This window comes from Flavobacterium sp. (genome assembly GCF_031363805.1).
Classification (GTDB): Bacteria; Bacteroidota; Bacteroidia; order Flavobacteriales; family Flavobacteriaceae; genus Flavobacterium.
This window is the reverse complement of the sequence record NZ_JANLVD010000178.1, coordinates 1-13,205: the sequence shown is the minus strand read 5'-3', so window position 1 is coordinate 13,205 and position 13,205 is coordinate 1. Positions and strand designations below refer to the sequence as shown.

Genomic DNA, 13,205 nt, shown 5'->3' with positions numbered 1-13,205 from the left:
TTTTCAATATCTTTGGAACTCATTACTTTTGTTTTTTGCAAACTACAAAGTATGAAAAAAAGGGCTTACTGTGAAAAGTAGCCCTTTGTTGTGAAAAATATTAGTCGTTTAGTAGTGATTTTCTATCTAAAATAATGTACTTCAAAGATTAATTTCTAACTCTAAATTATCAATCATTGAAAAGTTTTAAAACAATCATGCAGTTACTTTGCAAAACGAGGTGTTTTTATCGCAGTAAAACAAAAGAAACCAAGTTTTACCTCGGTTTCTTGCTCAAAATAAAAATAAAACTAACGTTATTGAATGAGTATATCCCCTATATCCATTTACAATTTCAACAAAAATAACTTTTTTTATTAAAATTCAAAATTAATTATAAATTTGCCTAAACTTTTGGAAGCAGTCTACAGTTGAATTTAAAGCATTACATTTAGACTACTTTTATTGACAAAACTACACTTTATTTTTAAAAAACAAGGCGATTTATTTTTAAAACTACTGATTACCAGATATTTAAAAGTTTAACAAAATATGCTGGAAAACCGTAAAATCCTTATTCCGACTATTTGTACCTTTATATTCAAAAAACATAGATGAAAATATCTCCAATTCTAAAGGAATTATTATACGATTCCTATGAAGCAAAAATTCTAATTGTCAATCAAAAAGAACAGCAAACACTTATTGACAAGCACAATTGTGTTTTTTTTAGGGCTTATATTGAAAATGATGAAGAATTTCTTATTTTCAAAGATGAAAATAATAATTATTGGCTTTCACCCAACCATACTAAAATTTGTATCGATAATGTTTCCTGCGAAATCCCAAAATTAAACGAACCACTTTTAAATGGTGTATTCAACGTTACTGCAACAAGCCAAAAACAAATTTTGATTATGGCAATACAATATTTTTCAAAATTTTCTTTGCCAAATCAAATTAGCGAAGCATGGGAACAGTCCATCATTGCAGATGTGAAGCATCAAAAATCATTAGAATACAGTTTGCTTGAGTTTCCAAAAATAAGTAATAATTAATTCTATAAATAATACTTTAAATCTTTGTTGGTAAATGATTTAAAAATTACATTTGTACAAAATAAACTAATAAAAGACAAAACTATGGCGATAGGAACTCAAATTAAAATCGAAATTTCAAGTGAGATACTTTCTAGCTTTTCAGATTTAAAAATACATCAAAAAGCAAATGACCATCATACATTTTCATTAACAAGGATTTTTAGTAAGGAGTTTGTGGCGGAAGCAATGGATAAAGCCCAGAGCTACATGGGGTTACCTATTAGAATTACTATAGAGCCGAATAATATGAAAACCGATTCATCTTTGGTTTTTTATGGAATTGTTACTCGAACTGATATGATTAGAATGGAAGGTTCGGCAGGAATGATTTTAATAGAAGGTTTTAGCCCCAGTATCGTCATGGACGGTAGACCAAACGCCAAATCATTTAGCAATAAATCCTTTAGTGATATTATTCGAGAAATATCTGAATCATACCCCCAATCAGAAATTAATAAGCCAAATATAGATTTTTATAATGATACTGCCATGTCATATACTGTACAATATGGCGAAAGTGATTATGCTTTCTTAAACAGAATGGCACGAAAAAAAGGAGAATGGTTCTATTACAATGGTCAACAAACTTTTTTTGGACGACCAAAGTCTAAAGATATAGAGTTAGAGTATGGACGTAGCTTGCATAAATTAAGTATTGGTATGCAAGTAAAACCTTTAGGCTTTGAGTATTTAGGATATGATGCCAGTAGTGGGCAAATAGAAAGAGCCGACACTTCTGAAATTAACCATCAACCTAAAGGATATTCAAAATCTGTTTATGATGCTTCTAAAAAAATGTATCCTGACAGACCTACCAGTTTGTACAGCAACCCCATGATGGAAGGTATGTCAAGAAATCATTTAATTAACAGAGCTACAACACAATTACAATCCCAAACCGCAAATTTAATAGTTGCCAAAGGTGAAAGCGACGAAACGGGTATTCGTATTGGTGACGTGCTTATTATCACAGAATCTTCATTTTCACCTACTGGTAATGTATCAGATGGTGTAAAAGAGCAGAATTTTGGTAGCTACATTGTAACTGATATTATACATACTTGCGATATTTCAGGTAGATATACCAATAGTTTTGAAGCAGTACCTGACACCGTTTTATCTCCGCCTTATGGCAATGTACATCAAATACCAAATTCTGACACCCAACCTGCCAAAGTCATAGACAATAACGACTCAAAAGGATTGGGCAGAGTGCAAGTTCAACTGGCTTGGCAGAAACAATATAACGAAAAAACCCCTTGGATAAGAATGACAAATCCCCACGCTGGTGGTGGTAAGGGTATGCATTTTATACCTGAAATTGGCGAGGAAGTTTTGGTGGGTTTTGAGGGCGGCAATGCAGAAAAGCCCTTTGTACTGGGAGCTATGTATAACGGAAATGAAACTTCTGGATTTCACACAGCAGGAAACGACCTTAAAATAATACAAAGCCGTTCAGGAACTAAAATAATAATGAATGATGCTATTGGTAGTGTTTTTATCGAAGACCCGAGCGGGAATACTTGGCTTATGGACGGTAAAGGAAATACCAAATTGAATGTACCAAATGATATGAGTATAACAGTTGGTAAAAACTTAAACATTAGCGTTGGAGAAAATATGACCACTAGAATTGGTGCTAATGAAGACATATCTATAGGTGGCAATAAAACTGAAACCATAGCCAAAAACTATATTCAAAATTCAGATAATAAAAATGTTACAGTAAAAAACAATAAAACAGACAACGTAGGAAATAGTTATAAGCAAATGGCGGGCGATTCAGACATTCAAACATCCAAAGGCGATTTAAAATTGCGAGGTACAACCCTTACTGTAATTCAGGGTGGTAAAGATGTAAAAGTAAGCAAAGGATAATTTTTCATAAATATTAAAAAAAAGAAAAGTTATGACAGCCGAACAACGCAAAGCAAAACTAGCTCAAAAAAGAGAAGAGCGAAAAAAGAAAGATTCCGAAGATTCTCCTTCTGAAAAAAGGGAATTGGTGATGCATGGCGCAAAACTGAAATGCGAATTTGCCGATGGACTTGGAGAATTAAAAATTACATCAAACGAAATTTTATTACAAGACAAGCTAATTGCCACAGAGGGCGATGGTAATAATATGATTAATTTGCAATTTAAAGGTAAATGCAATCATCCGAAATGGCCTGCTCAAAATATGTCTCCACCACCTTGTATGAGTGTTATAAAATTAACACCATGGCAAAAACTAGGAACTGGTTATATGCAAAACCAAAAAGTATTGGTTAAAGAATCTTGTATTACTTGCGACCCAATTTTCAATAGCGCAGTTGCAAAACCAATTCCGAAAGTGGCGAGTATTGAAAGTAAAAAAATTGAAACTCCAATTATTATAGATGGCTATTGGGTCAACAAAAGCAGTAAAAAAGTTACGTTAATGCCTTATGGCGATAATAATTTAAGACTTCTACTAAATACCAATGATAAAGCAGTTGGAAAAAAAATTAAAGTATCCATTTATGACCAAGATTCGATTTCAGATGATTTCATAATTGAAAAGTCATTCACAGTTAGTTCGGAAAAAAGCACACTGAGCATTCCATTAACAGGAGAATTATTTAATAAAGGAGGTGATTCAATACTTAATCTTTACGTTAAAATAGTTTTAGAAAATGATACCTACAAATTACCGAAAGTTAGTACGGATTATTTAAAAATTCATGTAGTTCAATTTGTTCCAATTGTAGAAGGTAAACTTGGTTGGGAAAAAGCCAAAATGCTTCAAGATATTTGGTTTAATGGAGAATCTAATGAAAAACCATGGGCGGTTAATCCAAAAATAAAGCTTTTATCTATGGATTGGATTCTGGGATTTGACAGAATGAAAAAATTATATAATGAAATTATAAAAGACAAATGGAAAAGTGATAATGCAATTATTCTATTAAAGAAAAGAATCAAAGAAATGTCTGCTCATAAATTATTAATACTTCCAACTATTGCAAATCAATCTGTTAATTTTGGTATAGTAGACGATAGCATTCGTTCAGCACCTAATATTGAACAACCAAAATTAAATAACAAAAAAGAAACAGAGTTAATGCCCTTCTTTGAAAGATACTATCACCAAAGTGTAAAATACAATATCAGCAGAAATGTATTTTCTATGGAGCCTTTGGATGATGTTTTTGGTACTTTAGCTAGTTGTCAATTCAGAGTTATAGCTTTGGGGAAAATAACTAGAATTGTAAAAGAATTTAAAATGCCTTTTGGAAATTCTATAAAATCTTCAACCTATTCAGTTGAAATCAATAAAATAGGTGTTTATGTTAAAGATAGTTTTGATTTTATAACTCAAGATGAGTATCTTGGAGATTGGTCACCAAATAAAAACGCTGTAAGGATAAATCTTTTAGGACTAGAATTAGCAGGTGAATATAAAATTAATAATGCCAGTTACAGGGCATGGAGAGCTGATTATGGTAAAGGAATGGATTTTAACCTCTATTCTGATATAAAATTTAGTAACGTAAAACATGTTTTTGATGCACAAATTAAAGAATTGGATTGATAATAATTTAATCCTAAATTATAGTATTATGTTCTATCTATTTACATGTTTTGTATATTGGATATTTACTTTTTTTAATCATCACCCAATAGGTTCTCCAATTGATGCATCAGCCTATCATTGGACTTATCCGTTTTATTTTATTAGTTTATTTGCAATAATATTATTTTTAAATTTTGTACTATTTAAAAGATTATTATTTAGGTTTTTTAAAGTAAAACCATATTTATTTTACATGCTTTTTTATAGTATTTGGATACTTATTTCAACAATATTTTCAGGTGCATTATGGTCATATTTTGATATGAAAGCGGGATATTTTCCTGAATTCAGTTTATTATTTCAGAAATTGATACAAGACATGTTTTACGGTTTAACTTGGGGTATTTTTCTTATTGGATGTGCTTTTCCATTTAATATAATAGTACTTATATTTTCTTTCTTTGTTATTAGAAGAGTTAAAAAAATTGAATATGATAATATTTTAAATTAATTTACAAACAAAAAACTAAACAATAAAATAAAAATGGCAGAAAAAGAAAAGTCCTTTGATGCAAACCCCAATCAAAAGGTATATGATATGCCACATCAGGTTGACCACTTGGTTGAGGTGTTTGATATATATTTTGCTGAGCAAGTTAAAGTATATAAAAACGAACCAAAATCAGAAGTTGTCAAAACAACAAAAAACACAACAGTTAAAGCCATTTTAGCACCTTTTAAAAAAGACAAAAAAAAGTTAAACGTTACTTCTACACCCAGCGACCCTAAAACAGTGGTTAAAAAAGGAGAATCTGTAACGGTAAATTGGGAAGAGAAAGTTCATGCAAAAGACGAAAACGGCAAGTTGGAGTATGACTACCCAAAAATTAATAAAATAAAAGTTGGGAAAAAACTATTTATTGTAGCAAAATGCAGTGGCGACAAAGCAAAATTGACTATCGAAATTTTTGAAAACAAATTGACCAATGCAGAATCTGTTTATGACAATCCAGTTAAATTTTTAATTGGCGAAGAAGAAAAAACCAAAATTGAATTCGATATAAAATCATTTCAACCAGGTCATCAATATGAACAGGAAATAACACTTAAACCCAAAAGCAAAGAAGAGTTCAAGAAGCTTATTGATAAGTTTAATAAACGAAAAGACAAAAACGCATTTCTTTATTTAAAAGCCGATGTAACAGATACCATATCTGATATTAATTTCGTATATCAAAATACAGAATTTCAAAATGCAGAAGGGAATAGATTTGAGGTTTTGGGAACACCTTGTTATTGTAATAGAGATATAAAAGTAGATGAAATGATTTCGATTATTTATAATTTAAGAGATAAAGGAAATGTAAAAACAAAAAGAGAACATTTTTTTGATGAAGGTACAGAACTAATATCATCAATAGGAATTTCAAGCGGTAAAATGACAGATTCATCGAATAAAGATAAAATAAAACTATTTACTGATGAATTTAACACTATGTTCAAAAAATATGAGATTAATACTTGCAAAAGAAAGATTCATTTTGTTGGACAAATATGCTTAGAAACGATTAATTTTAGTAAAACTTACGAAAGTAGATCAACTGTTCCTGATAATTATAAAGGAGGTGTTTCTTTTCAAGGAAGAGGTATGAAGCAAATTACTCACGACTATAATTATTTAGCATACTATGATTATATAAAATTTACAAAATTGTATCCTATTTATGAGAAATATGCAAAAAAAGATGTAACTGGAAATATTGATGAAAGCGTTGGAGAATGTATAAAAAATCAATCAAAAGCAAATGATATGGGTCTAAATAATGCTTTTTATGAAGACCTTAAAACTTTTGCGAAACTTTTATCTTCTGATTTGTTTCACTCAGTTAATTCAGCTGGATGGTTTTCTGTAATTTGGAAGAAAAAAGTACTTCTTGCTATGGATAAAGGATTATCTGATGATAATGTTAAAAGCGTTACAAAGTTGATTAATGGTGGAGAAACTAATTTGATTGAAAGACAAAATTACACAAAATGGACAAAAGAATTTTTCAATTACGAAACGGATTGTATAAACAAATAATATTTTTATTTTTTATAACTTTTAACTTATTTTCTCAAAAACAATATGTAACACCCGTTTTTGAGAATAATAAAAGAATAGGGTATTACTTAGAAGAAACTAAAGAAAACTGTGATAGTTGCTATTATTTCATTAGTAAAAACATTTTAAATAAAAAAGTAACGTTTCAACTGCCTCTTACTATTAAAGAAAGAGAAGGCAAATTGTTTTTTGATGCATTGTATCAGATAGTAATTTCAAATTATAGCAAAAACACAAAAATTATACAATTCAACAGTACTGTCACTGGTGCATTTTATAGAATTTACGTATCAGTAATTCAAGGTAAATTAACTATTGTTAAAAATGCAACATGGAGTAATTCGTCATATAGCAATGGTGATGAGATTTTTTCTGCGTCATACGTATGTTTAAATAAAACGAAAAAAACTATAAACGATATTTTAATTTTTGATAATTTGTTTAAATTTAAGAAAGAAGAATGTTACTATTTTCCAAGTAAATATCTATTGGAGGAATGTATGATATTGATAAAGAGTAAGCAAAAAATAAAATGGGAATAATAGCTGTATAATTTAAAAAAACATTTGATTTTGAAAAAATTATTTATTATCACATTGCTAAACTTAGGATTTATTTTTTGTTATGGACAGCAAAAACAATGTTTTTGTAACGACAACGAAGCAATGAAAGAAGCACCAATAAGGTGTGAAACCATTTTATTAAAAAATAAATCTAAATTATATTGGCAATTCAATTGTAATAAAATTTGGCTAACATTGCAAAACAATATTGGAAAGAAAATAGTTATTAATGAAGTGAATATTGATTTGTATAACTATGTTTATCGACTTGGTTTTCAATTAATTAAAGAATATAAAGATAAACTGCTTTTTAGAAGTGGTTGCTCAGCAAATGGACCTTGTGTTTATACATTAATAAATAAATCAAATGGACAAAAGTTCAAAGAATTTAATCAATTAATTTGTATTGATACTGATATTGAATCAGAAAACCCTCATAATTATAAATATAACTTTTTAGTTTATTTATCAGATAGCGCAAAATATTTAAATGTTTTTTATGTTGATACAAAAAAAGTAATTAAAGTTCCATTTAAATATGAGTTGACTGGTGTAATTCCAAATAACCAATTTAGTAAAATGGAAGTAAAAAACAATATATTGACATTATACTTTGAAGAAAAAAACGAGAATCAAATTTTTAAAATAAACTTAAATAATAAATCTTAATATAGTTTTTATATTAGCAAAACAGCTAAAAAAGTAATCGTTAATGCACAACATAACAAATACACTTAATGGAATAAATGAAGTTAAAATTTCTCTAAATCTAAAAGAGCATTTAAATTTTTACGACTTTTCAATGATTGAAACGACTATTGAAAACGGGAATAAAATAATAAGTGAAATAAACAAAACCATACATTCAACCATTACAAAAGGAAAATACGGCTCATTTGAAATTCAGCTAGAAACATTTGATTTTGAATATAAAAATAGAAACGTATCAACCACAGAAAAAGATTTTATTGCACGTATTGCTGATATAAACGACAATATAATAATAGAAATAAATGAATACGCAGAAATAAAAGCAATTCAAAATTTAAATAAAATTCAACTTCGGCTGGAAGAAAAAATTGAAAAATTGGCAAAAAACAATGTTGGAGATAAAGTAAATGAAACATTCCAATATTTGCGAGATTTTTATAAAAATGAAAAACGAATAATTTTAGACACCAAAAATTATAAACAACACGGACTATTATTAAATACATTTTATGGCAGTTATACACCAACATCGTATAAAAAAAATAAAATCAGGTATTTAAATTTTATGGATAATACGGTTGTAAATATTGAAGAGCAAGCCAAAGTAAGACGAATTAAAATTGAAAAAAGAGAATTGGAAATTGAAGTAACAGGAAAATTTGACGAGCCATTTTATAATGATATGTTTATAAAATCATTACAAGAAAAAGAAATTTTTTTTGATGCAGAAAACGACAAACCAATTTTAGACAAATACGAAGGAAGTTTTATTTTTGATATGGATTTTGGAGTGGTTAAAAGTGCCAATATTACTATTGAATTTTCTTTCGGAAAAAATTACAATAAAACAATAAACTACCAACTAAAAGAAACAAACGATGCCGATAACAATTGATGACACAGGACAAACCGTAACGCTCAATCCGCCTTATTCACCAGTTACACCCGATGACAGTTTGCAAAAAATAACGATGGTTTATTTTGCCAAAAAAACAGTAACTCAAAATGGTGCTAATGTAGCTTTTACAAGAATCGATTCTTTGCATACACAAGTAGATAATGCAGGAGCAGTTTTGCCTTACGATGCCATACTTGGTAAAACAGTTTATCTAGTTATTGAAACGACCAACATGGCAACATTGTCCATTGATGCAGTCGTACGACCAAGCGATAATGCATTAACAGGAAATACAGATACTTTAACATTATTAAAATTTAATACAGTAACACAGGTTTATGAATCAACTAGACTACTTACAGCAGTAGTAGGCAATTTTGATGCTTTGAACAATCGTATAACACCAGAAAATCCAACTGGTTCTCACGCACACTATACCAATCTAACAGACCACGCCAATAAAGCCATTATTAAGTTGCAATTGCGACCATCAAACTTGTTAATTTTTAATGCTTGGGCTAGAAATATTGCGACCGCAAATGGTGTTTCAAATATTGAAGTTGTTATAGAAAGAACAGATAATGAGCAATGCGCTTATGGTGTTGATGCAACCGAAGAAGTAAGAGAAGCAGGTGTGTTTTTAAATACTGATGCACTTGGACGTTTTAGAATTACAAATAGAAAAGTATTTAATATTTATCATGGTAGCAATGCCTATAATACTTATGCCATGGTTGGTAATCCGCAGAGAAGAAGAAGAATTGGTAAAATACTAAATGCAAACTCAACTGAGGTTATTTATTTTTATTATGACCAACACGACAATGAGCATAGAATTTGTTCAAGAGTTATAAGTCGTCAAAATCAAAAAAGAAGAGTTCCTGTTATTGGGTTGGCTCAAAGAGGAAGGCTTTTAGAAACTGTAGATTATATGCCCAATCGTAATGCGTCTGAGGGCATTGATGCATACAGACTAAAAATATATCAAAATGGAACTTTAGGCGAAGGTACTGGCGGAGATAAATGGTACGGAAATCAAGGAGAAAATACTGTAGAACTTGTGGATATGGATATTCTTCAAGTTGCTGGAGTTGGCTCACAGACTTTTGAAGCCTTTAATTTTGAACAAGATGGTGTACATATTCGATACGGATTTGTAAATTCAAGAAGACGATCCATTAGACCTGATTTATTTGCAGGTTTCTTGGGTGCATTGGCTCAATTTAGGCAACAAGGTCATAACCACTATATTGTTTCTCAAGGGTTTTCATATTCAGATGCTTCATGTTATCCAAGTGCCGAACATGTTAATGGCGAAGCTGGAGATTTAAATCTTTTAACAGTTGGAGGTGACGGGGCAAGTACTTTATTAACTAATGCAAATTATGATTACGATAATCAATTAATATTAAGAAATATACTTTATGATTTTGGATTTTTAAATGCAAGGTCTGAAAGTCAATCAAACAATTCAAACAGAAGTCGGGCAGATAATACACCAGTAATTTTGCCACATTCAATCAATACAGTTACACCACGTCATCATAATCACTTACACATACACGGTTTTAATGTAATTCGCGATATTTATGAATAATTATAAAATTATTATATTGTTATTTATTATTTCTTTAGGTTGCAAAACAGAGAAAAAAAATATCAATATAGCTCAAAACAAAAATGAAATAGTTAATAATTTAGATTCCATAAAACAAATAATTCCGCCATTTGGTTATGCTGATGTTATAAAAAAAGTACTAATTGATAAAAACGATAATGGACGTTTTGATACTTCAATCGCCACTTTTGAAAAAAAATTAGATGACTTAGAGTTTAAATCTTCTTTAAAAAACAATATTGCTTTTTTTAAAGAAGACTATTTTGATAATTTACCATTAGATAAAATCAATACTGCGGATTTTAATTTATCTTCAAAATACTTACTTTTCAACGGAATAAAATTGCATTTTATTTCTCATAAAAAGTTAGGCAATAGAATATATATTGCCTCAATTATAAATGATATGATTGTAGATATGAAATGGATATATTTTAGTTATCAAGGTGAAATGGGCTTTACCTATTATAAACTTTTTAACATAGATAAAAATTATGCAGTGTCTATTAGAAATTACGAATTTACCGAAGACCCTTTTAAATCGAATCCGATTATTAAATACAAAATCAATTCTCAAGGAAAATTCATAAGATATTATGATAAAAACGGAAGTGTAAAAACCGAGCAGGAACTAGGTTTTGTAAAAAGCAACAAACGACAAGAGAAGTGGGTTGAAATCAAAGAAAACAAGTCTTTATATAACGAGGTTAATTTTCAAAAAGACAAGGAAAACTATATTGATTACTATACTTATATGGAAGCAAACTATAAAGATGGTTTACCAATTGGAGAAGTAAAGTTTTTCAAACTCATACAAGATAGTGACCAAAATGGTCAACCTATTTTTTTATCAAGAAAAAAAGGAAAATTGATTTATACTGAAACCTACGAAAATGGGGAAATAAAAGAAAGAAAGTTTGTGAAATAAATGCACATTCTTATGTTCGCGACCACAACGACCATTTGCATTCAGGCGACTTTAATACGAATTCTATCCAATTGATAAATCATTAACTATGAAAAAATTATTTTATATAATAATTCTAATAATATTTATTTTTGGTAATAGAATTTATAGCCAAAAAATTCAAAATCAAAGTGATATAATTAAATCACTGGCAAATAGCACTACAATAAAGCTTCCTTATGGAGATAAAAATGTATTGTATAAATTTCCTGAAAAATGGGATATTAGCAGATTGACAAAACAAAAAAAAGACAAACAAAATGTTGATACTGATTCAGTATTCAATATTCTTAACGCATTTACTTATCAAGACTTAGAATATAGTAAAAGAAAATCAATTGTTACTCAATATCCTGCAAATAAGATTTTTTTAGAACCAGATTTTATTATTTCAGATAGTGTAAAAAAATTTAATAAAAATATCGAATTTAGAAGTTTGAAAGTTTTATCCAAAACTAAATTTTCTTTATTTTCTATAATGTTTAAGGGAGATATAGATTGCAATAAGTGTGAGTTTGTAGAACACCAAACACAAAATGTTTTGTTAACTATTGGAAAGGATAATATTATAAAAGACAAATTACTTATTTCATATATTAATGGTAGCGATTTAGGTCAAGCTTCTAGGTTTTTTGTTATTGATACCAAAGAAATCATCCATCAAAAAAGTTTTAAATCAGATGAGTTGGGTGTGACTTTTACAGGATATGAGAAATACCAAATTAATGAAAATGGAAATTTTATAAGATATTATGAAAAAAACGGAAATTTCAAAACTGATACGGAACTAGGTTTTGTAAAAAACAACAAACGGCAAGGAAAGTGGATTGAAATAAAAGAAAATAAATATTTATATAATTGGGTTAAATCTCAAAAAGACAAAAAAGATTATCCTGATTACTACACATACATGGAAGCAAATTATAAAGATGGTTTAGCTATTGGAGAAGCAAAGTTTTTTAAACTCATCCAAAAGTATGACCAAAATGGTCAACCTATTTTATCATCAAGAAAAAAGGGTAAATTAATTTATACTGAAACTTTTGATAATGGAAAAATTAAAGATAGAAAATTTTTGAAATGATTAAAATTTTAGAATATTATCGTTTTATGTTTTTTTCAAAAATTGTGTTTTACTTATTATTGCTGACACCAATAAATGTATTGTTTTTCCCGATGTGTTATGAATTGCTTTTAAAACTGTATCTAAGCCTATAAATCCCAAATTTTGAACCAACAATAAAGGTGCATTATGTTGTGAATTACCTATAAAATTGTAATTTAGTCTCCGATTTTAAACTAAAGGGAATCTCTAAAAACTACAAATTCTACTACAAATCATTTTTGGTGATTTTTTTTTAGACTTCAAATTCAGTTTTTAAAAACTCATATTTATTTTTTAATTTATAATTATATGATATTGAGACGCTTAATTATTAGTTATTTCAGGATTTTTTGCACGTTCTGACCTAAATAGTTTGTAATTGAATTTTTATAAACATATTGTATGTTAAATTCATTAATCCAATTGATGTATTTATTCGTTTAAATCCAATACATTGTAGATACATTTGGTTCATGTTTTTTTCCATAAAACCAAAAATGTGTTCTACTCGAGCTCTTATTCTTGATTTTTCCGTGTTGTTTAATTTTTGCTCATCTGTTAATGGATTTGCTCTATATCCTTTTTCGTGAACACTATTTATCATTTGTTTTTTAATAATAAT

The 13,205-nt window shown here is 28.7% G+C and carries 12 protein-coding genes; 11 read left to right on the top strand and 1 reads right to left on the bottom strand.

The window, feature by feature from the left end:
• Window positions 1–593: 593 nt before the first annotated feature.
• From RMN92_RS10110 to RMN92_RS10060, 11 genes are all read left to right on the top strand, one after another.
• On the top strand, window positions 594–1,037 hold the full coding sequence (locus tag RMN92_RS10110) for a hypothetical protein (protein ID WP_309609329.1): 444 nt from the start codon (window positions 594–596) through the stop codon (window positions 1,035–1,037).
• 84 nt (window positions 1,038–1,121) lie between these two features.
• Window positions 1,122–2,957, top strand: a complete 1,836-nt coding sequence (locus RMN92_RS10105; RefSeq protein WP_309609328.1) for a phage baseplate assembly protein V — start codon at window positions 1,122–1,124, stop codon at window positions 2,955–2,957.
• Between the two features lie 31 nt (window positions 2,958–2,988).
• Window positions 2,989–4,635 carry a DUF6402 family protein gene (locus RMN92_RS10100; protein WP_309609327.1) on the top strand — a complete coding sequence of 549 codons (1,647 nt, stop codon included), beginning with the start codon at window positions 2,989–2,991 and terminating at the stop codon, window positions 4,633–4,635.
• A gap of 28 nt (window positions 4,636–4,663) precedes the next feature.
• A complete protein-coding gene (locus RMN92_RS10095) occupies window positions 4,664–5,128 on the top strand; it encodes a hypothetical protein (RefSeq protein WP_309609326.1) in 465 nt (154 codons plus the stop codon).
• Between the two features lie 33 nt (window positions 5,129–5,161).
• Window positions 5,162–6,700 (top strand): hypothetical protein, encoded by a 1,539-nt coding sequence (locus tag RMN92_RS10090; RefSeq protein ID WP_309609325.1) that lies wholly within the window; start codon window positions 5,162–5,164, stop codon window positions 6,698–6,700.
• On the top strand, window positions 6,652–7,263 hold the full coding sequence (locus tag RMN92_RS10085; protein WP_309609324.1) for a hypothetical protein: 612 nt from the start codon (window positions 6,652–6,654) through the stop codon (window positions 7,261–7,263). Before RMN92_RS10090 ends, RMN92_RS10085 begins: the two co-directional genes overlap by 49 nt.
• A gap of 30 nt (window positions 7,264–7,293) precedes the next feature.
• Entirely contained in the window at window positions 7,294–7,953 is a 660-nt protein-coding gene (locus tag RMN92_RS10080; protein WP_309609323.1) for a hypothetical protein, read from the top strand.
• A 43-nt stretch (window positions 7,954–7,996) separates the two neighbouring features.
• On the top strand, window positions 7,997–8,890 hold the full coding sequence (locus RMN92_RS10075; RefSeq protein ID WP_309609322.1) for a hypothetical protein: 894 nt from the start codon (window positions 7,997–7,999) through the stop codon (window positions 8,888–8,890).
• Window positions 8,874–10,490, top strand: coding sequence for a hypothetical protein (locus RMN92_RS10070; protein ID WP_309609321.1), 1,617 nt, complete (start codon window positions 8,874–8,876; stop codon window positions 10,488–10,490). The genes RMN92_RS10075 and RMN92_RS10070 overlap by 17 nt, the downstream gene beginning before the upstream one ends.
• Window positions 10,483–11,439: a hypothetical protein gene (locus tag RMN92_RS10065; RefSeq protein WP_309609320.1), complete on the top strand. Its 957-nt coding sequence runs from the start codon at window positions 10,483–10,485 to the stop codon at window positions 11,437–11,439. Before RMN92_RS10070 ends, RMN92_RS10065 begins: the two co-directional genes overlap by 8 nt.
• Window positions 11,440–11,527: 88 nt before the next feature.
• Window positions 11,528–12,562 (top strand): hypothetical protein, encoded by a 1,035-nt coding sequence (locus RMN92_RS10060; RefSeq protein ID WP_309609319.1) that lies wholly within the window; start codon window positions 11,528–11,530, stop codon window positions 12,560–12,562.
• Window positions 12,563–12,947: 385 nt separating this feature from the next.
• Here RMN92_RS10060 and RMN92_RS10055 read toward each other — a convergent pair.
• The coding region (locus RMN92_RS10055; protein ID WP_309609318.1) for a transposase at window positions 12,948–13,205 on the bottom strand (258 nt) is incomplete at its 5' end.